The organism is Synergistaceae bacterium (genome assembly GCA_017450125.1).
In the GTDB taxonomy this organism is placed as follows: Bacteria; Synergistota; Synergistia; order Synergistales; family Aminobacteriaceae; genus JAFUXM01.
Genome location: JAFSWZ010000019.1, coordinates 19,712 through 39,247, shown reverse-complemented (window position 1 = coordinate 39,247; position 19,536 = coordinate 19,712). Strand labels below are relative to the sequence as shown.

At 53.9% G+C, this 19,536-nt stretch carries 19 protein-coding genes; 5 read left to right on the top strand and 14 right to left on the bottom strand.

What is annotated here, in order from left to right:
* Nucleotides 1-71: 71 nt before the first annotated feature.
* The 3 genes from IJT02_04265 to IJT02_04255 all read right to left on the bottom strand — a co-directional run bounded on the left by IJT02_04265 (nucleotide 72) and on the right by IJT02_04255 (nucleotide 4,961).
* Entirely contained in the window at nucleotides 72-950 is an 879-nt protein-coding gene (locus IJT02_04265; GenBank protein ID MBQ7544139.1) for an MBL fold metallo-hydrolase, read from the bottom strand.
* On the bottom strand, nucleotides 950-2,578 hold the full coding sequence (locus IJT02_04260) for an AMP-binding protein (GenBank protein ID MBQ7544138.1): 1,629 nt from the start codon (nucleotides 2,576-2,578) through the stop codon (nucleotides 950-952). The genes IJT02_04265 and IJT02_04260 overlap by 1 nt, the downstream gene beginning before the upstream one ends.
* A 100-nt stretch (nucleotides 2,579-2,678) precedes the next feature.
* Nucleotides 2,679-4,961 carry an ankyrin repeat domain-containing protein gene (locus tag IJT02_04255; GenBank protein MBQ7544137.1) on the bottom strand — a complete coding sequence of 761 codons (2,283 nt, stop codon included), beginning with the start codon at nucleotides 4,959-4,961 and terminating at the stop codon, nucleotides 2,679-2,681.
* 185 nt (nucleotides 4,962-5,146) lie between these two features.
* Between IJT02_04255 and iorA the strand changes: the two genes are divergently transcribed.
* From iorA to IJT02_04230, 5 genes are all read left to right on the top strand, one after another.
* On the top strand, nucleotides 5,147-6,907 hold the full coding sequence (gene iorA, locus IJT02_04250) for an indolepyruvate ferredoxin oxidoreductase subunit alpha (GenBank protein ID MBQ7544136.1): 1,761 nt from the start codon (nucleotides 5,147-5,149) through the stop codon (nucleotides 6,905-6,907).
* Between the two features lie 2 nt (nucleotides 6,908-6,909).
* Nucleotides 6,910-7,485, top strand: a complete 576-nt coding sequence (locus tag IJT02_04245) for an indolepyruvate oxidoreductase subunit beta (protein MBQ7544135.1) — start codon at nucleotides 6,910-6,912, stop codon at nucleotides 7,483-7,485.
* 24 nt (nucleotides 7,486-7,509) lie between these two features.
* Entirely contained in the window at nucleotides 7,510-8,814 is a 1,305-nt protein-coding gene (locus IJT02_04240; protein ID MBQ7544134.1) for a phenylacetate--CoA ligase, read from the top strand.
* Between the two features lie 15 nt (nucleotides 8,815-8,829).
* Nucleotides 8,830-9,264: an acetolactate synthase gene (locus IJT02_04235; GenBank protein MBQ7544133.1), complete on the top strand. Its 435-nt coding sequence runs from the start codon at nucleotides 8,830-8,832 to the stop codon at nucleotides 9,262-9,264.
* A gap of 81 nt (nucleotides 9,265-9,345) precedes the next feature.
* On the top strand, nucleotides 9,346-9,780 hold the full coding sequence (locus IJT02_04230) for an ACT domain-containing protein (GenBank protein ID MBQ7544132.1): 435 nt from the start codon (nucleotides 9,346-9,348) through the stop codon (nucleotides 9,778-9,780).
* 35 nt (nucleotides 9,781-9,815) lie between these two features.
* On the opposite strand, the gene IJT02_04225 is transcribed toward IJT02_04230, so the two are convergent.
* The 11 genes from IJT02_04225 to IJT02_04175 form a co-directional block, all read right to left on the bottom strand.
* Nucleotides 9,816-10,292 (bottom strand): GHKL domain-containing protein, encoded by a 477-nt coding sequence (locus tag IJT02_04225; protein ID MBQ7544131.1) that lies wholly within the window; start codon nucleotides 10,290-10,292, stop codon nucleotides 9,816-9,818.
* Between the two features lie 115 nt (nucleotides 10,293-10,407).
* Nucleotides 10,408-10,638, bottom strand: a complete 231-nt coding sequence (locus tag IJT02_04220; GenBank protein MBQ7544130.1) for a hypothetical protein — start codon at nucleotides 10,636-10,638, stop codon at nucleotides 10,408-10,410.
* Between the two features lie 38 nt (nucleotides 10,639-10,676).
* Nucleotides 10,677-10,901 carry a hypothetical protein gene (locus IJT02_04215; protein ID MBQ7544129.1) on the bottom strand — a complete coding sequence of 75 codons (225 nt, stop codon included), beginning with the start codon at nucleotides 10,899-10,901 and terminating at the stop codon, nucleotides 10,677-10,679.
* Nucleotides 10,898-11,221: a hypothetical protein gene (locus IJT02_04210; protein MBQ7544128.1), complete on the bottom strand. Its 324-nt coding sequence runs from the start codon at nucleotides 11,219-11,221 to the stop codon at nucleotides 10,898-10,900. Before IJT02_04210 ends, IJT02_04215 begins: the two co-directional genes overlap by 4 nt.
* On the bottom strand, nucleotides 11,221-11,910 hold the full coding sequence (locus tag IJT02_04205; protein ID MBQ7544127.1) for a DUF1311 domain-containing protein: 690 nt from the start codon (nucleotides 11,908-11,910) through the stop codon (nucleotides 11,221-11,223). Before IJT02_04205 ends, IJT02_04210 begins: the two co-directional genes overlap by 1 nt.
* Nucleotides 11,911-11,935: 25 nt before the next feature.
* Nucleotides 11,936-12,502: a hypothetical protein gene (locus IJT02_04200; protein MBQ7544126.1), complete on the bottom strand. Its 567-nt coding sequence runs from the start codon at nucleotides 12,500-12,502 to the stop codon at nucleotides 11,936-11,938.
* An 88-nt stretch (nucleotides 12,503-12,590) separates the two neighbouring features.
* Complete coding sequence (locus tag IJT02_04195; GenBank protein MBQ7544125.1) at nucleotides 12,591-14,480, bottom strand: PTS glucose transporter subunit IIA; 1,890 nt, start codon at nucleotides 14,478-14,480, stop codon at nucleotides 12,591-12,593.
* Nucleotides 14,481-14,520: 40 nt separating this feature from the next.
* A complete protein-coding gene (locus tag IJT02_04190) occupies nucleotides 14,521-15,492 on the bottom strand; it encodes a sel1 repeat family protein (GenBank protein ID MBQ7544124.1) in 972 nt (323 codons plus the stop codon).
* 17 nt (nucleotides 15,493-15,509) lie between these two features.
* Nucleotides 15,510-16,958, bottom strand: a complete 1,449-nt coding sequence (ascB, locus tag IJT02_04185; GenBank protein MBQ7544123.1) for a 6-phospho-beta-glucosidase — start codon at nucleotides 16,956-16,958, stop codon at nucleotides 15,510-15,512.
* Nucleotides 16,959-17,059: 101 nt separating this feature from the next.
* Entirely contained in the window at nucleotides 17,060-17,911 is an 852-nt protein-coding gene (locus IJT02_04180; GenBank protein ID MBQ7544122.1) for an amidohydrolase, read from the bottom strand.
* The gene (locus IJT02_04175; protein MBQ7544121.1) at nucleotides 17,908-19,479 is read right to left on the bottom strand and encodes a sodium:solute symporter family protein; all 1,572 of its coding nucleotides are present in this window, start codon (nucleotides 19,477-19,479) and stop codon (nucleotides 17,908-17,910) included. Before IJT02_04175 ends, IJT02_04180 begins: the two co-directional genes overlap by 4 nt.
* Between the last annotated feature and the right edge of the window lie 57 nt (nucleotides 19,480-19,536).

Below are 19,536 nucleotides of genomic sequence, written 5' to 3'. Positions count from 1 at the left end.
TCAACGTTCCTTTCTCGTAAAATGTAAAAATTTCTCCCCCTGATGCCATTAACACAGAGGGAGCAAATTCCTCACACTGCCTCCCACAGTAACAGGTTATCCGCAAAATACGCCCTCAGCCTTCCGCTCTCCTTCATCCACGACAGGTAAGAACGCACCGTGCTTCCTACAAGCGCGTATTGTTCGAACGTCATCGTGAGGTTCAGCTCAGCAGACAGCCTCTGAAGCACCGCCTCAAAGTTCAGAGGAGTACGGCAGATTTCCGCTATCGTGTCTGCGACCTCGTTAGCCTTGTCGATGTTGAGCTGTGCGAGCTCCGCAATGTTCTCTGTTACCGGCGCATGTGAGGGCACGAACACATCAGCCTTCATCGTCTTCACCATCTCCAGCGTAGAGATGTATGCTTCAACATCATAGAGGAAAGTTATCTGGTACTTGGCCAGCGTTTCGGCACTCGACAGGCAGTCCGCAAGATACACAACGTTATCAGGAGTCCGAAAACCCGCCATACTGAAGAAGTGTCCGGGCAGAGGAATAACCTCCCATCCTTCGGGCATAACTTCAGGCGTGAGGTACTCGGCGGGACTCTCCTGAGCCATCAGGAACTTGTGCCGCAGTTCCTTCACCGGGAAGCCACCGTACAAGAACGACGGCTCAAGTACGGGATGACGCGTGAACGCGCACTCAGCATCAGGAGCGTAAATCCTGCACCCCGTCTGAGCGTGAAGGTACTTGTTGCCGCCGATGTGGTCAGCGTTCGAGTGAGTGTTGTAGATTGCCGTCAGAGTCCAGCCGTTAGCGTCGAGAATCTGCCGTACTTTTCTCCCCGCTTCCTTATCGCTCCCGCTGTCGATGAGGCAGACATTATTACCTTCCAGCTTCACGAGCCCGATTTTTGCGGGGCTCTGTATGTAATAGCTCTGCCCCTTAACGTGAATCAGCTCGTACATTATTCGGCCTCAGGAAAGCTGCTTCCGTGCGCGTACATTTCGCGGAGCTTCGGCTTCTCGATTTTGCCGGTCGGGTTGCGCGGAACATCAGCGAAAATGATTTTGCGCGGCCTCTTGTAGCGCGGAAGGCCGAGACAGAATCTGTCTATCTCTTCGGCTGTGCACTTCATGCCCTTCTTCACCTGAATTATTGCCGCTGGAATTTCGCCGAGTCTCGGTTCAGGAAGACCGATAACAGCAACATCATGAACCTTCGGGTGTCCCGCCAAGAAGTTCTCAATCTGCACGGGGTAAATGTTCTCTCCGCCCATAATGACCACGTCCTTCTTGCGGTCAACGAGCCACACAAAGCCGTCCGAATCCATCATCGCCATATCTCCAGTGAAAAGCCAGCCGTCCCGAATGCTCTCGTGCGTCGCGCCGGGATTGTGGTAGTAGCACAGCATTACGCCCGGCCCCTTCACGCAGAGTTCGCCGGTTTCTCCCTGCTTTACTGGGTTTCCGTTGTTGTCGACAATCTTCAGCTCCCAGCCGTAGCCCGGCACGCCGATTGCTCCGACCTTGTGAATGTTCTCGAGGCCAAGATGAACACAGCCCGGCCCGGTTGACTCCGAGAGGCCGTAATTCGTGTCGTACTTGTGGTCAGGGAAGTAGTCCAGCCAGTGCTTGATGAGTGCTGGAGGTACAGGCTGAGCACCGATGTGCATTAACCGCCACTGCGAGAGATGCCGCCCCTCAAGTTTGATGTCTCCTCTGTCGAGCGCGGTAAGTATGTCCTGTGCCCACGGAACTAACAGCCACACAATCGTACAGCCTTCCCACGACACAACGTCAAGAATCGCCTTCGGTGATGTGCCTTTGAGGATTACTGCGCGGCTGCCGGTGTAGAGAGAGCCGAACCAGTGCATTTTTGCGCCTGTGTGGTAGAGCGGAGGAATGCACAGGAACACATCATCATGAGTCGTAAGGTGGTGCTTGGCCTCCATCCGTGCTGACTGAAGAAGTGCAGTGTGGTTATGGAGTATCGCCTTCGGGAAGCCTGTTGTGCCGGAAGAGAAGTATATAGCCGCCTCGTCAGTGTCCTCAACGAGAATCTTCGGCGCGCTCGAGGAGCAGTTGTTCACAGCGTTGTTGTAGCTCTCCGCGAACGACGGGCAGTTATCCCCGACGAAGAACAGCAGGCACTTGTCCCCGAGAGCCAGCACGGTGTTTTCAACCCTGCCGATGAACTCCGGGCCGAAGAACAGCACATCAACATCGGCCAAGTTCACGCAGTACTCTATCTCTTCTGAGGAATAGCGGAAGTTCAGAGGGACAGCTATTGCGCCGGTCTTGAGAATCCCGAAGTATATAGGCAGCCATTCGAGGCAGTTCATGAGGAGGATTGCTACCTTCTGCCCCTTCTTGATGCCGCGCGAAAGTAGCATATTTGCGACACGGTTAGCTTTCTCGTCAAAGACTTCCCAAGTTATGTCGCGCCTGTAAGGTTTTGAGGATGTCGGCTGAATCAGCGCGTATTCTTTCCATGTAATACGTATGGGTTCTTCCTGCTCGGGGTTAATCTCGACGAGAGCGACTTCATCCCCGTAAAGTTTTGCGTTGCGTTCGAGCAAATCAGTGATGGGCATTGTGAGAAATATTCCCTCTTTCACTAAGAATAAAGCCCTGCAGAATGCCAGCAGGACTCGTGAAAATTACCCTAAACGAGAATTTATGTCAAGAAATCAATTATGCTTCAAGTTTTCTCAGAGCTTCCGTGTCCTCGAGCCTGTAGTTTCTCCGTGCGTAATCGAGTGCCGAAAGCCCCGCGTTGTTGGTGATGGTCTTGTCAGCTCCCGCCGCGAGCAGTGCTTCTACAACGTCTTCTGTGTTCCTGTATGCCGCGTAGAATAGTGCTGTGCTTCCTGAGTTGTCCTGAGCGTTGAGGTCTGCACCGGCGGTGATGAGCATGTCGACGATTTCTGCGGTGTTGCTCTGTGCCGCGAACATCAAGGGAGTCGCGTTTTCTTTGCTGGTTACGTCGATGGAAACTCCGGCTTCGAGTGCTTGTGTGAGGTCTTCGGGGCTTCCTGCCCTGCAGATTTTGAGGATGTCGCGCTGAAGTGTCATCCTGAGTGCCTCGCTGGCTTCCGCCTCCTGCTCCTGCGTCAGTGCTTCGGGCTCTTCCGGCGTTTCTGGTACAGGTCCTTCCGGCTCATCAACGGCGGGCTGTTTCTTGCCGAGCAGGGCTAAAAGTTCCGCGTCGTGGCACGTTCTCGGATTCTTCTCCGCGTAATACAGCGCATCATGCCCCTTGCCGTCCTCCGCGTAAATGTCTGCCTCATAATCCAGCAGCGTCCTCACAGCTTCAGTCGTGTTGCTCTCCGCCGCAAACATCAGCGCAGTCTTGCCCTTCGAGTCCTTGTCGTTCACGCGCGCTCCCCTGCGAAGCAGCATCTCGATGAGTTCCGCCCTGTGATGAGACACTAGGAGCATTAGTGCCGTCGTCTTCGCGTTCAAGGTCTTGGCGTTGGGGTTAGCGTTGTGGTTCATCGCACTGATTATCTTGCTCTCGTCGTTGCCCTTGCAGAGTTCGAGGAACAGCGTCTCGGCTTTGCGCTTCAGCTTCTTGGCGATTTTCCGGCCGTAGGGTGCCGCCGACACAACGTAATCCATCGCAGTCTTGCCGTCGCAGTCCAGTGCGAAAACGTTGGCGTTGTGGTTCAGCAGGGCATCGACCGCGTAGATGTTGTCGTTCTGCACCGCGAACATCAGAGCAGTGTGCCTGCTGATGTTTCGTGCGTTCGGCGAAACTCCGCGTCCTATGAGTGCGTCGATTACACGTGCCTTGCCGTGCTGTGCCGCCAGCATAAGGGTTGTCGTGCCGTCCATCGTCTTCGAGCTAGGGTCTGCTCCGCCCTCGAGGGCGCGAATAATCTCGTTCTCGTTGCCGATCTGGCACACACGCAGAAAGTCCGCGTTTCCTCCCGCCGAAACAGCAATCACCGGCCTGCTTTCTTCCGCGCCGGACGTGCCTTCAGACTTTGCGTCTGCGTCCTTCATGCTCAAGTATAACGGCTCTGCTGTGTCCTTCGGGTTGCTCACAATCCTGAACGAGTACACGTCCCCGCTCTCGCACTCGGTATTTTCCGGCTTCTCGTCGCTGTTCACCACTCCGGCTAACGGCCCGATGTCTACGCTTATTTCCCCCTCCGAAGTTACGTCGGCTATCTTGCCCTTCACCGCGTCTCCGGCTTCAGCTATCTTCCTGAACGTCCACGCACACAGCTGCAGTGCCTCGTCAATGAGCTGCTCTGCCCTCTCCGAAGAAGACTCGCGCTGGTGAACCGCCCTGTTCCTTGCATCACGGAGCTTGTAGAGGATGTCCTTCTGCTCGTCGCCGATTATTCCGTTGCGCTTCAGGATTTCTTCTTTCTCTGAGGTGTCGGCCTGCTTGAAGCTCTGGCGGTCATAATCCTCCATCTCTTGCGCGTACTTCTTGCCCAGAAAGTCGCAGAGGAACTCGCCGATGTTCCCCAAGCACAGAAGGCTGTAACGCGTCCACGTGTAGAGGCTCTCCTCTGCCTCAGAGCCCAGACCTGCCGCCTCAGACAGGGGCGAGGAAGATGCTCCGGCGGGAAGAAGCCCGTTGAGGAAGTCGAACTTTCTGCGGGACACGAACCATTCGCACAGCTCGTAGGCCGTCGTGAACATCCTTATACATGCCATGTCGGAATCATAATCATCACGCAGGGCATCATCCCTGACTTCGAGGAGCGTATCTATCTTGAGGCGTATATCTTCACCGATTATCCCGGCATTAGCTAAGGCCTGCACAGGGTCATGACTGTGCTTGTAGGGAATATTGCTGTGCTGGCACAAATGCTTGACGATTGTTTCAGCTATCCTCCCCAAGTTCAGGAGGCATATATTCCTGTCAGAAGCAAGTGCGTTGTTGGCGGCCTGTCCGTAATGAGCAAGCTCCGGGTAAAACTCGCCGAAGAGCCCGAAATTTTTCTGTGTAAACTGCATGGCAATTATCTCCTGAGATTTTGTCCGTTAATTGTAATACACGCGGGAACATTTGACATTGGCACACAGCGCAATAATATAATCTCCTGTTCTCCAGCGTTTATGCAGTTATGAATTATTAATGAGCGCATAAGTACAGGAGGGCAGGTGTTACAATTCACAGCAATTCAGAAGGGGGAAAAATTATGAGACAGTTAATGCAGGGCAACACCGCCGCCGCCAGAGGACTTTGGGAAGCGGGATGCTGCTTTGCGTCGAGCTACCCGGGAACGCCGAGCACAGAAATCACAGAAGAGCTCGCGAAGTTCGCTGAGGTGTATTCCGAGTGGGCACCGAACGAGAAGGTAGCGATGGAGGCAGCGTTTGGTGCGAGCCTCGCGGGAAAACGCAGCTTCTGCGGGATGAAGCATGTCGGCCTGAACGTTGCGGCTGACCCGCTGTTCACGGTCTCTTACACTGGGATTAACGCGGGAATGATTATCTGTGTCGCCGATGACGCGGGAATGCACTCAAGCCAGAACGAGCAGGACAGCAGACATTATGCGCGCGCGGCCAAGCTCCCGATGCTCGAGCCGTCGGACTCGCAGGAAGCGTTAGAGTTCTTCAAGAGTGCTTATGCTCTCTCGGAAGAATATGACTCGCCGGTAATCGTGAAGATGTGCACCCGTATTGCGCATTCACAGTCAGTAGTTGAGACAGGAGAGAGAACCGAAGCTCCAGAGCACCCTTACGCAAAGAACATCGCGAAGTACGTCATGATGCCCGGCAACGCCATAAAGAGACATCCTGTCGTTGAAGAGAGGATGCTACGGCTTCAGGCTTTCGCGGAGACATCAGACCTCAACCGCACGGAAGAAGGCAGTGATTCATCACTCGGGATAATCACATCTTCGACCTGCTATCAGTACGTGAAGGAAGCGTGCGGAGACACATTCCCGATTCTGAAGCTGGGTATGGTGTGGCCGATGCCCGACGGGAAGCTGAAGAGTTTTGCGCAGAGCGTCAAGAGGCTCGTAATCGTTGAGGAGCTTGACGGCTTCATAGAGGGTTACTGCCGGGAACTTGGCCTGACTTGCGAGGGAAAATCGCTGTTCGGACTTCTCGGAGAACTGAGCCCCAACGTGATTGCGGAAAAGCTGGGGCTTGCTCACGGAGAAGGAGTGAAGCTCGGGGAAACTCTGCCAGCTCGTCCGCCGATGATGTGCGCGGGCTGTCCTCATCGCGGAATCTTCTACACCCTCAACAAGCTGAAGTGTACGGTTCTGGGGGACATCGGGTGCTACACGCTTGGTGCAGTTGCTCCGCTCTCCGCAATGGAGATGACGTTATGCATGGGAGCATCTGTGAGCGCGCTTCACGGCTTCAACAAGGCAAACAGTGCCGCTCACTCTGTTCACGGCAACCCGCCCGCCCACCCCCCAGTAGCCGTAATCGGAGATTCAACCTTCATGCATTCAGGAATGACCGGCCTCGCAAACATCGCCTACAACCAGAGCAAGAGCGTCGTGATAATCCTCGACAACTCCATCACCGGAATGACCGGCCACCAGCAGAACCCCACGACAGGCCTGAACATTCACGGAGACCCGGCGGGGAAAATCGACCTCGAGGCACTGTGCAGGGCAATGGGCTTCAATCGCGTCAGAGTCGTTGACCCCTACAACCTCAAGGAATGCGAGGATGCCTTACGCGAGGAACTAGCCGCAGGTGAATCCAGCGTGATAATCTCCCGCAGACCGTGCGCTCTCTTGAAGTACGTTAAGCACAACCCGCCCCTTCATGTCGACACCGCAAAATGCGTCGGGTGCAAGTCCTGCATGAAGATAGGCTGCCCCGCAATCTCGATGAAGGACGGAAAAGCCCGCGTTGACGAAACATTATGCGTGGGGTGCGGAGTGTGTACGCAGATGTGCAGGTTCGGAGCGTTCTTGAAGGAGGGTGAGTAGACATGAAGACGCGCAGCATCATGATAGTAGGAGTCGGCGGACAGGGAAGCGTGTTAGCCAGCAAGCTGCTCGGGCATCTCTTAATCACGCAGGGCTATGACGTGAAGGTCTCGGAAGTTCACGGGATGAGCCAGCGCGGAGGAAGCGTCGTAACTTACGTGCGATACGGCGACAAAGTATATTCTCCCGTAATCGACAAGGGACAGGCAGATGTGATTGTGTCTTTCGAGCTTCTGGAGGCCGCGCGAAATCTCGAGTACCTCAAGAGGGGCGGCCAGATAGTTACCTCAACACAGCAGATTGACCCGATGCCCGTACTCATCGGCGCAATGACTTACCCTGAAGACCTGTTAAGCAAGATTAAGGCTCTCGGCGTGAAGATTGACGCTCTCGACTGCGTGAAGCTCGCCGGACAGGCAGGAAGCACCAAAGCCGTGAACCTCGTGCTTCTTGGAAGGCTGTCGCATTACTTCGACGACATACCTTCTGAGGCATGGGATGAAGCGATAAATTCATGTGTTCCACCGAAATTCCTCGAACTCAACAAACGAGCCTTCGAGTTAGGGAAGAACGCATAAAGTTATATGGAGATGATGTAAGCAATGGAACAGAGATATTTTCAGCCTGAAATAGAGACGATGCCCCGCGACAAGATCCGCGACCTGCAGAATGAACGTCTCTTGAGGCAGGTTCGGCATGTGTGGGAAAACGTACCGTATTACCGCGCAAAGATGCAGGAGAAGGGCTTAACCCCCGACGACATCAAGTCGCAGGATGACCTGTACAAGCTCCCGTTCCTGACGAAGGACGACCTCCGCAAAGCGTATCCTTACGGCCTGATGGGGAAGCCCCTTCATGACTGCGTACGTATTCAGTCGACGAGCGGAACAACAGGACAGAGAGTCGTAGCCTTCTACACGATGCATGACCTCGACATCTGGGAGACGATGTGCGCCCGTGCAATCGTCGCGGCAGGCGGGAGCAGGGATTCTGTTGTGCAGGTGTCGTACGGTTACGGTCTCTTCACCGGCGGGCCCGGCCTCAACGGAGGAAGCCACAAGCTGGGCTCACTCACCATTCCTACATCATCGGGCAACACCGACAGGCAGATAATGTTCATCAAGGATCTGCAGGCTACGATTCTGTGCTGTACACCGAGCTACGCGGCCTTCATCGGCGAACGCATGAAGGAAATGGGCATGAAGCCTGAGGATATTCCGCTGAAGGCAGGGATTTTCGGCGCGGAAGCATGGAGCGAGGCAATGCGCCATGACATAGAGGCAACGATGGGCATCAAGGCTTACGACATTTACGGCCTCACGGAACTTTGCGGGCCCGGCGTGTCGTTCGAGTGCGAGGATCAGCACGGAATGCACATCAACGAGGATTTCTTCATCCCCGAAATCATTGACCCGAAGACCGGCGAACCTCAGCCTGAAGGAACGCTCGGCGAGCTGGTGTTCACGACGTTAGACAAAGAGGCCTTCCCGCTCATCAGGTACAGGACGCGCGACATCACTACCCTCACTCATGAGCCATGCCCTTGCGGTCGTACTCACGTGCGCATGACGAAGCTCAAGGGCAGGACGGACGACATGCTGATTATTCGCGGAGTAAACGTCTTCCCGAGCCAGATTGAGACAGTCCTCATCAACAGCGGCTATCCTGCGAACTATCAGATTATCGTTGACAGGGTGAACAACACGGACACTCTTGATGTCAGGGTTGAGATGACCCCCGAAATGTTCACGGACAATCTCGGTACGGTCAACAAGAGGCAGGCAGAGCTGGTTGACGGACTGCGCTCGATGCTCGGCCTGAAGGCGAAGGTTACACTTGTTGCGCCGAAAACCATAGTGCGCAGTGAGGGCAAGGCTGTACGCGTAATCGACAACAGGAAGATTTAGTGAGGTGAACGAACAATGAGCGTAAAACAGATTTCCGTTTTTCTGGAGAACAGGCCGGGCTGCCTTCACGAGATGACGAAGGCTCTTGCGGACGCGAATATAGACCTGCGAGGACTCTCCCTTGCTGAGACGAGCGATTTCGGAATTGTGAGATTAATCGTTGATGACGTTCTCGGCACGACAAACACCCTCAAGGATGCCGGGTTTGTGGCGAGCATGAGCGACGTTCTGGCAGTTGAGGTGCCCAACGTTCCGGGCGGGTTGAACAAGGTGCTGGAGATTCTCAGCGGGACAGGCATCAACGTTGAGTACATGTATGCGATTCTCGGGAACAAGTCATCGCAGACAGCGTACATGATCTTCAAGGTCAGCGACAACGACAAGGCGGCATTCGCGCTGAACATCGCGGGAGTGAAGATTCTGGAGGCGGAGGAGCTTTCTGCCTTGTAGCAGTAGTATCGTATAAACGTAAACATTTCAGAGGCTGCTGCTCGTAATGCGGCAGTCTCTTATTTATTTGAGGTGATATGTATGAACGTCAAGCAGATTTCTGTGTTTATGGACAACAAGCCGGGCAGCTTGTACGAGATTGCGAAGGTCTTTGCGGATAACAATATAAGCATCAGGGCACTGACTGTTACGGAGACGAGTGATTTCAGTGTTGTGCGGGTGATTGTGGATAATGTCCTGTGGGCTTCGTCTGTACTGAAAGACGGAGGCTTCTTCACGAAGATTCAGGAGGTTATTGCGGCAGAAGTCCCCAACACTCCCGGCGGGCTCAACAAGGTTCTTGGGGTTATCAGGGACGCGGACGTAAATATAGAGTACACGTACACGATTCTGACGGGCAGATACGTAATCAACACCTGCATGATACTCAAGCTCAGCGACAACCTTAAGGCAATTGCTGCACTGAAAGAAGCCGGGATCAAGATTCTGGAGCAGGAAGAGTTTTCCGCGCTGTAACTCAAACAGCCCCGTGAAGGACACTGCACACTTCTTCACGGGATTTCCCTTAGATGACGCTTCACGGTGTTCTGCACAGACATTAACCCTATTCCGTGCTCTTCGCCGTCCGAACGCGGAAGGCCGTTCCGCCCGAGCACAACGCTTCCGCAGAAAGGATTCTCGACTGACAGCCCGATTATCGCATCCGAGAGCAGGGACGAAATCACCTTAACCCTACGCCGTTCTTCAGGAAGATTCTTGACGGCCTTTAACGCATTCTCGACCAAGTTGCCGAGAACAGCGCAGTACTCTGACTCGTTCATCGGGAGTTCAGCCGGCAGGTTCATGTGCCATTCTATGCCTGCTCCCAGCGACTCAGCGTAAGCCGTGTAGTGCGAAGCCACAGCATCAGCCGCAATGTTCCCGCAGTAGCCCGTGTAGCCTGCCTCCGAAGCGTCCGCACACTGCTGAAGGTAGTATTCTCCTGCCTCTGCCTCGCGCCCTCCGAAAACTTCGCCGACGTCCGCCACAGCAGATAGTAGAACAGAAGCAGCACCAGCGGAATCAACGGCAGAAGGATGAGCGTAAACATCTGAACGCGTCCGACCAGAAAATATTTCGGCCACACGGGAGTCATCCACGCTATCAGAAGCACTGCTCCGAGAAGAATATGCACCCGGCCAAGACAGAGAGGCTCAGGGACATAATCCCCTCATCGAGGCTCAGAAGCCGCGCGGAGTCCCAAAGAGGATTCACCGCTTCAGCAGAGACCATCAAGGCGATTGAGTAGAGCAGACAGAACGCACCGAGCATCACTGCGTTGAAGAAGCAGAAGAGCTTGCGGCCAAGAGAAACTTTCACGGAGAGGCAGAACACCAGAAACAGGAAGGTTACGCTGACAACGAGAGCCGGGATTACCGGCAGGAAGATGAAGACTGCGTCGGGGATAATGATTGCGAGAACGCCGCCTTCACCTGCGCGCGGCCGTTGACCTTGATGGGGTACACAGCACCGTTCTTCATGATGAATGTTCCGTCCTTCATGTCGTAAATCTGCGACATGTTCACGATTATTCCTCTGTTGCAGAGAAGAAAATCACTGTGCCGGGACAATTCCTCTGCTGCTTCGCGGAAAGTCATACTGCATAGTCTGAGTGCGGGACTCTCAGCCTGATTTTCGGGTCTTGAGCATCAAGGAATCTCACGGCTTCGGCGAGGACTTTGCTGACGTTCTTTTTCGTGCACGGCTTGATGATGTAATCGAACGGGTGAAGCGGAAACGTGTCGAAGGCGTATTCCTTCGAGGTTGTGAGGAAGATTATCAGCATTTCCTCGCCGCTCTGGTACGAAGTGATATTAGGCACAACATCAAGAGACTCCTCAGCCCCAAACCACGTGCGGATGAAGCTGCGGAGTCTCATGCTGTCTGAGAGATCATCGTCAACGATTGCGATGTTCATTACCTGCTATAAAGTCGCGTATACCTGCCCTCAGCGTTAAAGTCCATTGCACGGTTGAATGCCTCGTTGGTCTCGATACGTATGGCGTTCGCATTGACGAAGTACAGCGTTACGGATTTGCTTCCGGCTTCTGCTGTAAGTTCCCGTTCGTGAAGGCGACCCTTCCCGAACCATTCTTCATCACCGCAGCGCAGACGGACTCCCATAAGCCTTGAGGACTTGTTGACCCACTGGACGGACATATAGACATCGTCGTCTTTGCTGAATTGCCCGGTAAAGATGTCAAAATCGGGTCTGTTCGGGTTGCGTCTTGGTTCGGCAGGTCTCGGTGTGCTTGGCCTGTTGCGCGGAGTTCTTGCTGAGTATTCCGAAATTTGCTGCCGGATATAGGCGGTTCTGCGGCGGGTAACTTCGGTGTAGGCCTCAACGCGGGAATAGTCCTGACGCATGAGTCTGCTGGCTTCCTGATCGCGGCCGTAGTCTATCCATTCGCGCTGTGATTCCCTGAGTTCCTCGAAGGCCGAGTAACTCATAGCATCTTTTGCGTCGTTGTAGGCACTTGCGAGCGAACGGTCAGCCTCAGCAAAAGCTGGGGATCTCTTGAGGCGGATATACTCCTCATCACTGAGGGCGTGTGCGGGGACGCACAGAGCAAGTATCAGTGTCAGTGCAGCGAGTAGACGTTTCATGATATTACCTCCTTAAGACTAACAGCTATCTGTTGTACCACTGTGTTTTGAGCGAAAGGATTGCCCACGTATTTTTGCCTTTGAACTTGTAGGGCTTCGCACGGGCTATGAATGATGCTACCTTCTCTTCGCCGACACCTGAAGAATAAACTTCTCCGCGCATGGTGATGATGTTTCCGTTGCGAGAGACCTCCTGAACGTCCGCGTAATCAGGAACACCGTCCGCAGCAGCGAAGTGGTAGACTTTGCCGTCGTAATGCTCATCCTCTGTGCTGGCGTGCTCAAGCACAACGTCAAAGTATTTCCTGACGGACTCAGCAACATACTTCTTGTCGATGACAAGCTCGCCGTAGGGGCATTTTTTCCTTGAGCAGCGTTTGACTCTGGAGTTGCGGTTGTTGATGTAGTTGTGCCAGACTCCGAAATGCACAAGCTCTTCCGACGTAATAGTGTCAATGTCGATGTCGTACATGCCCAGCTCAGTGAAGTTGCTGATGAATGTACCCATACGAGCCATTTCGGTACTAGAAGCCCCGAAGACCGGACTGCATACGAATGCAGCGATAACCAGCGCGTAAAAAACTCTTCTCATTGCTAATAAACCTCCTTGAAAGATAGGGAAATGCACTTTTATGCACAAGCCCCCTGCCGTCAAAAGCAGGGAAAAATTATACACTACATTACTTCATCAAGCTGTCGCCCCTCTTCACGGAAGCTCCGAACTCGATGAACGACATCAGCTCGTCTTCACGGACAGGCTCGGTGATTACCACGATGGTCTGCGGACTGTAACCAGCTCCCTTAACCGCATCGAGGTCAACGCGCACAACAGGTTCTCCGGCCTTGACGGTGTCGCCCTGCTTCTTGAGGAGGGTAAAGCCCTTGCCGTTGAGCTTCACGGTGTCTATTCCGATGTGAACGAGAAGCCCCGTACCGTCCTTCATCCTGAGGCCGAAAGCGTGAGCCGTCGGGAAAATCATCTCTATCGTGCCGTTTGCCGGTGCGGCTATTATTCCGTCGGCAGGGTCAACCGCGATTGTCTGTCCCATCGACTGTCCCGCAAATGCTTCGTCCTTAATCTCGTCCGGGCCGATGAACCTTCCGTCAGCCACAGCGACGATTGCATCATCAGGTACGTCGGGCAGAACTTGGCCGAGTTCTTCGGGTGCGAGCTTGCCCTGCTTCTTCCAGATGTCGAACATGATGTTGCACGCCACCCACGAACCGACGAACGCAATCACTACGCCGCCTATCACAGCGTGCATGAAGTTCGTCATTGTGTAGCCCATCGCCAGAGCCTCAGCGTGAGGGATGTAGCCCGGCAGAACCAAGAGTCCCGGAGAACCGCCCGCGAACCTCGCAACGCGCGTCAGTCCCATGTACAGGCCTCCGAGCCCTCCGCCGATCATCGCGGCATAAAGCGGGAACGTGAAGCGCATGTTGACACCGTAGAGCACCGGCTCAGTGATTCCGAGAACGGCAGTAAGTCCTGCAGATGAAGCCTGCTGCTTCGTGTCGGGGTTCTTCGAGCGCACTGCAACTGCAAGACCAGCCGCACCCTGCGCAACGTTGGAGGGGAGCATTCCGATGACGACGGAGTCCCACTTCACTGTGGCGAGGTTGTTCGTGCCGATGGGGATAAGTCCGTAATGTGTGCCAGTCATGACGAGCAGCGGAGAGAAGATGCCTACGACTGTCGGGACGAGCCAAGGAATTGTGGCGTTCATCCACGTGAACAGCGAGTTGATGAGCCCGGAAGCCCACGAACCCAAAGGCCCGAGAAGCGTAATCGTTACGGTTGCTCCGACGACGAGGCTGACGAGAGGAACGGAGAAGAACTTTATCGAGCGCGGAGAAACCTTCTGTATCCAGTGCTCAACTACCGACATGAACCACACGCCGAGAATTATCGGTATGACTGATGAGGCGTAAATAGCTTTGGTTACGGGGAGGAAGCCCAAGAACGTAACGGCCTCTTTCCCGCCGAGTAGGCTCACGAATGACGGATACACCAGCACTCCGGCGAGGGCTAATGCGTTGCCCTGATTGCACTTGAACTTTCTGGCACAAGACGCGGCCAAGAGTATGGGCATGAAGTAGAAAGCTGCGTCTGCCATCGCGTTAAGGATTGTGTAGGTCTGAGTGCCGGACTTCAGCCACCCCAGCCACACGAACAGAGCCATCAAGGCTTTCAAGAGTCCTGCGCCGGTGATTGCGGGGATGATGGGCTGGAAGATGCTTGCGATGCTCTCGAGGAGCTTGCTCAGCTTCGAGCGGTTGTCCTCTTTCTCGGCGTTGGGGTCATCGATTGCGGCAGAGGACTCGAACCCTCCGGCAGCTACGACTTCCTGATACACCTGCGGAACGTCCGGGCCGATGACAATCTGGTACTGTCCTCCGGCGTTGACGACCTGAAGAATGCCCTTCAGCTTGGTGATTGCGTCAGTGTTAGCTTTGGTGTCGTCGTTGAGGGTGAAGCGCAGACGTGTTGCGCAGTGCACTACACCTTTGACGTTGAACTTTCCACCGACGAGCTCGATGAGTTTTTCGGCTAATTCCTTGTAGTCCATTGTGCTACCTCCTGTGAAATTTTAGTTGTTTTGTCGCAGATTACCTCAGGCGTTCGAGGGCTTGTTCTGCGTCCTCATTCCCATTAGCAGCTGCTTGTTCATACCATTTGCGCGCTTCGTTAAGGTCTTTCGGGACTCCGATTCCGTTTTCGTATATTCTCCCCAATTTGTATTGTGCTATCGGAGCAAAAAATTTTCCCCGGAGGTCTTTCCTAGCGGCTTCTTTATGGTATCCTTCCGCGGCTCTGCTATACCACCTCATAGCCTCTGATTTGTCTTGACTCACTATCTCGCCATCAGAGTACACATCTCCTAAATGGTATTGAGCGTCAGCATCTCCATTTTCAGCTAATTTGCGACACCACTTGAAGGCTCTCCATTTGTTCTGAACCCTCATGTCATATTCGTAATTAAACCAAAGGCGATGTTGGGCTTGTACATGTCCCTGTTCAGCGGCTTTAGTCCACCATTCAATTGCCACCCTGATGTTGCCTTGCAAATAGTCTCCATCCACATAGCCTGAGTAATACATACACCCTAACTCGTACTGAGCTTCTGCAAGGCCTTGTTCTGCCGCTTTACGATAAAAGTTAGCAGCCTCTGAGTAACTTTTACTCACCCCACGCCCCCAACGGTACATATCGCCTAGCTTACATTGAGCCTCAGCAAGTCCCTGTTTAGCGGCTCTGCTATACCATTTGAAGGCTTCAGCATCATCCTCTTCTGTGCCATAGCCGTAATAGTACATATGTCCCAGATTGACTTCTGCTACTGCAAGACCTTGTTCTGCAGACTTACTAAACCACTTGAAAGCTTCTGTGTAGTCTTGCTGTACTCCATCACCGACTGCGTACATAAGCCCCAAATAACATTGTGCTTCAGCGTTCCCAAGCTCTGCATATTTTTTCAAGGCTTCGCTTTGAGTAGCATACGAGTATGTTGCCAATGACAATAACCCTGAAAAAAATACCAAGCTCACCAGCAAGGGCAATAAAAATTCTCTGCGTCGCATTAGTACTCCTCACTTCGTCAATAATCAAGGCTTGCACCGTCCGACGCAATCACTCCCTTGTACCACCAGAAGCTGTCCTTCCTCGAACGCTTCAGAGTTCCTCTGCCTTCGTCGTCCTTGTCGACGTAAATCATCCCGTAACGTTTCTTCATCTCCCCGCTCGACGCACTCACAAGGTCAATGCACCCCCACGCAGTGAACCCCATCACAGGAATCCCGTCCTCAGTTATCGCGTCCCTCAGAGCCAGCAGGTGCGCCTTCAGGTACTCTATCCTGTACGTGTCGTGAATGCTCCCGTCAGCTTCCGGCGTGTCGTTCGCACCGAGCCCGTTCTCCACAACGAACAGCGGCTTCTGGTAACGGTCATACAGCGCATTGACGGTTATCCTCAGTCCCAGCGGGTCAATCTGCCATCCCCATTCCGTATGCTTCAGGTATGGGTTCTCCACAGCACGGAACACCGCATTTCCCGGCCTCTGGTGTTTCGCGAAAATTTCCGGGTCTGCAGTAGTGCACCTCGAGCAGTAGTACGAGAACGACACGAAGTCCACCGTTCCTTCACGCAAAACTTCAGCGTCTCCGTCCTCGAAGATGTTTGTGATGCCAGCGCGTTCCATTCTCTTCAACGCCCACACAGGATATTCGCCCCGCGCCTGAATGTCCGTGAAGAAGTAATTATCCCTGTCCTTCTCCGCCGCGTCCCAAACGTCAGCAGGATTGCAGGAGTACGGGTAGAACTGTCCCGCCGCGAGCATACAGCCGACCATTGAGCCGGGCATAATCTCGTGAGCCAGCTTTACGGCCTTCGCACTGGCTAAAAGTTCGTGATGCGCTGCCCTATACTTCACCAGCTCTTTGTCCTCGCCATCAGCAAACGCGATGCCCGCCCCCATGAACGACATGTGAAGCAGCATGTTGATTTCGTTGAAGGTCAGCCAGTACTTCACTAAATCTTTGTAGCGCGTGAATATTGCCCGGCAGTATTTGAGGTACGCATCAATCATTCTGCGGTCTCGCCAGCCGCCGTATTTCTTGATTAACGCTATCGGTGTGTCGAAGTGGTCGATGGTTACGAGTGGTTCAATGCCGTACTTCCTGCACTCCCTGAACAAATCCTCGTAGAACGCTAGGCCTTCCTCGTTCGGGGTATCATCGTCGCCGTTCGGGAGAATGCGCGTCCACGCGATGGAGAGCCTGTAGCACTTGAAGCCCATCTCCGCGAATAAAGCTATGTCCTCCTTGTAGTGGTGGTACATGTCGATAGCCTCATGTGCCGGGTACGTGAAGCCAGGTTCGCACTCGAGCATGATGCGCTCGCCGCGAGCTACCTTCATGCGCTCAGAGCCAGCCGGTACGGTGTCAACGCTCGATAGTCCGCGCCCGCCTTCGGTGTAGGCACCCTCGCACTGATTAGCGGCGGTTGCTCCTCCCCACAGAAAGCCGGGGGGAAATGTTTTGCCTGCCATTAAGAGTCCTCCTTCATGACAAATTATTTAGTTGTGTGAATATTGGGAAACTAGGGGTAATTATAATGAAGCCCCCCCTGATTGTTCAAGGGAGGCAGTAACTATATGTTGAGTAGTCTTTGTGCGTTTGCGGAAAGTATCTGCGCTTTCTCGTCCTCGTTCAGCAGTTCGGACACAGCCCGCAGTGTTTCAGCTTGCGATGCCCACGGGGAATCCGTCCCGAACAGCACGCGTTCAGCCCCGAAAGCATGAATCATCTTCACGAACTCTTCAGCTCCGAGCATCCGGCATTCATCGCGTGAAGAGTAATACCCGCCGCCGTTCGGTGTGAACTCTCCGAGAGAAAACGCCGTGTCAATGTACACATTGCTACGTGCGAAAACTTCTTCTGCTTCGCGCCACGCCTTCCACCCGCCCATGTGAGCGAGTATCACGAGGACATCTTCTGCCTCACGCAGTGCACGTTCAATCCTCTCAGGGAGTGCCTGTTCACCGCCGGGAAAACCTATATCCCATCCAGCATGCATCAGCACGATCAGGCCAAGTTCACCGCATCGGCGGAGGATTCTGATGTAACGTTCATCGTCGATGTTCACGCCCTGATACACAGGGTGCAGCTTGATGCCCTTAATGCCAGCCCGCGAAAGCCTCGCCAGTTCATCAGCATATCCCTCAAAGTCAGGGTGCATTGCTCCGAATGACATTATCCCCGTCTCCGTGAACCTCTCGTTGATGGCAATCGAGGAGTCATTCACGTGAACAACCTGCTTCGGGTTCGTTGCCACAGGCTGAATGACCGAGCACGTTATCCCGGCTTCAGACATTGAGCGCGCAAGACCCTCTAGCGTTCCGTCGGAGAAGTTCACGGTGTGGCTCTTGGCTCGAAGCACAGAAATTGCACGTGCCGCGATTTTCTCAGGGAACGTGTGGGTGTGAATGTCTATGACTCTCATTCGTCGTCAGCCAACGCGCTGGACTGCCTGACTGTTACGGTCTTGGTGTAGCAGGAGAACGCATCATCGACAAACTTTCTGTCGGGCTTGGGAGTTACGAGGCTCACAACCGGCACAATCAAGAACCCTGCTAGCATACAGAACGCGCCCGCATTAATCGGAGACTGCAGGAGCGGAGGGAAGTCCGGCCTCACGAAAATGTTTGCGACCATCACGACGCTCGAGAACAGGAAGTTCACCCAGCATGATAATTTAGTTACACCCTTCCAGTAGAGGCTATACATGAACGGCGCAAGGAATGCCCCCGCCAGTGCTCCCCAAGACACGCCCATTAACTGCGCAATGAAGGTTACGTTGGAGCGGTACTGTATCAGCGCGAGCACAACAGAAATTGCGATGAACACCACGATAAGCACACGCATAATCTTCACCTGACGCTTCTCGTCCATGTCCTTGATGATGTGTCCCTTCAGGAGGTCAAGGGTTAATGTTGAGCTCGAGGCCAAGACCAGAGAAGACAGGGTAGACATTGACGCGGAGAGCACGAGAATCACGACGACACCCAGCAGAATGTCAGGCAGTCCTGAGAGCATTACGGGAATAACGGAGTCATAGCCTCCCGCAGGAACTCCGGCGGCCGTCGGGTTAAGCTGTTCGGTGAAGAGCCTTCCGAAGCCCCCGAGAAAGTAGCATCCTCCCGCAACAACCAGCGCAAAGAACGTAGAAATCACCGTGCCTTTGTTGATGTCGCCCTCGTTCTTGATGGCGTAGAACTTCTGCACCATCTGCGGCAGTCCCCAAGTTCCCAGAGACGTAAGGATAACAACGCCCAGCAGGTTCACGGGGTCAGGCCCGAAGAATGACGCGAAGACTCCCGGCGACTGCGCAAGCTCGCTCGCTGCTTTGGGGTCAGAGATTTTCGCGATTCCGGCAAGTGCCGCCGTGAAACCTCCCTTGCTCTCGAGGACTGCGATGATTACCGCGACAATTCCGACGAGCATTATTATTCCCTGAATGAAGTCATTGATTGCCGTAGCCATGTAACCGCCAGCTACGACGTATATTCCCGTGAGCACTGCCATGAACACAACGCACACGGAGTAATCTACACTGAAAGCCATTCCGAAAAGTCGGCTCAAACCGTTATAGAGAGAAGCTGTGTAGGGGATGAGGAACACGAAACATATCAGTGATGCAACAATCTTGAGCGCGTCACTGTTGAAACGTTTGCCGAAGAAGTCGGGCATTGTTGCGCTGGACAGGTACTGGCTCATTATGCGGGTGCGGCGGCCGAGAACTGCCCAAGCCATCAGCGAACCGATAAACGCGTTTCCGAGTCCTGCCCACGTCGCCGCGATGCCGTAACGCCATCCGAACTGCCCCGCGTAACCCACGAACACGACCGCCGAGAAGTAGCTTGTCCCGTAGGCAAAAGCAGTGAGCCACGGCCCGACAGACCTCCCGCCGAGAACGAAGCCGCTAACGTCAGTGGAATGCTTGCGGCAGTAAAAACCTATGCCGAGCATCAGCCCGAAAAATACAACTACCAGTAAAATTTTGATGAGCATAATGGATTAATCTCACTTCCGAAAAAATTTCGCGTGAAAGATTAACCCGCAAAGGCC

Bases quoted from the DNA above. Each gene is read 5' to 3' on its own strand.
- IJT02_04265 (MBQ7544139.1), bottom strand. From the start codon at position 950: ATGTACGAGCTGATTCACGTTAAGGGGCAGAGCTATTACATACAGAGC.
- IJT02_04260 (MBQ7544138.1), bottom strand. From the start codon at position 2,578: ATGCCCATCACTGATTTGCTCGAACGCAACGCAAAACTTTACGGGGAT.
- IJT02_04255 (MBQ7544137.1), bottom strand. From the start codon at position 4,961: ATGCAGTTTACACAGAAAAATTTCGGGCTCTTCGGCGAGTTTTACCCG.
- iorA (MBQ7544136.1), top strand. From the start codon at position 5,147: ATGAGACAGTTAATGCAGGGCAACACCGCCGCCGCCAGAGGACTTTGG.
- IJT02_04245 (MBQ7544135.1), top strand. From the start codon at position 6,910: ATGAAGACGCGCAGCATCATGATAGTAGGAGTCGGCGGACAGGGAAGC.
- IJT02_04240 (MBQ7544134.1), top strand. From the start codon at position 7,510: ATGGAACAGAGATATTTTCAGCCTGAAATAGAGACGATGCCCCGCGAC.
- IJT02_04235 (MBQ7544133.1), top strand. From the start codon at position 8,830: ATGAGCGTAAAACAGATTTCCGTTTTTCTGGAGAACAGGCCGGGCTGC.
- IJT02_04230 (MBQ7544132.1), top strand. From the start codon at position 9,346: ATGAACGTCAAGCAGATTTCTGTGTTTATGGACAACAAGCCGGGCAGC.
- IJT02_04215 (MBQ7544129.1), bottom strand. From the start codon at position 10,901: ATGACTTTCCGCGAAGCAGCAGAGGAATTGTCCCGGCACAGTGATTTT.
- IJT02_04210 (MBQ7544128.1), bottom strand. From the start codon at position 11,221: ATGAACATCGCAATCGTTGACGATGATCTCTCAGACAGCATGAGACTC.
- IJT02_04205 (MBQ7544127.1), bottom strand. From the start codon at position 11,910: ATGAAACGTCTACTCGCTGCACTGACACTGATACTTGCTCTGTGCGTC.
- IJT02_04200 (MBQ7544126.1), bottom strand. From the start codon at position 12,502: ATGAGAAGAGTTTTTTACGCGCTGGTTATCGCTGCATTCGTATGCAGT.
- IJT02_04195 (MBQ7544125.1), bottom strand. From the start codon at position 14,480: ATGGACTACAAGGAATTAGCCGAAAAACTCATCGAGCTCGTCGGTGGA.
- IJT02_04190 (MBQ7544124.1), bottom strand. From the start codon at position 15,492: ATGCGACGCAGAGAATTTTTATTGCCCTTGCTGGTGAGCTTGGTATTT.
- ascB (MBQ7544123.1), bottom strand. From the start codon at position 16,958: ATGGCAGGCAAAACATTTCCCCCCGGCTTTCTGTGGGGAGGAGCAACC.
- IJT02_04180 (MBQ7544122.1), bottom strand. From the start codon at position 17,911: ATGAGAGTCATAGACATTCACACCCACACGTTCCCTGAGAAAATCGCG.
- IJT02_04175 (MBQ7544121.1), bottom strand. From the start codon at position 19,479: ATGCTCATCAAAATTTTACTGGTAGTTGTATTTTTCGGGCTGATGCTC.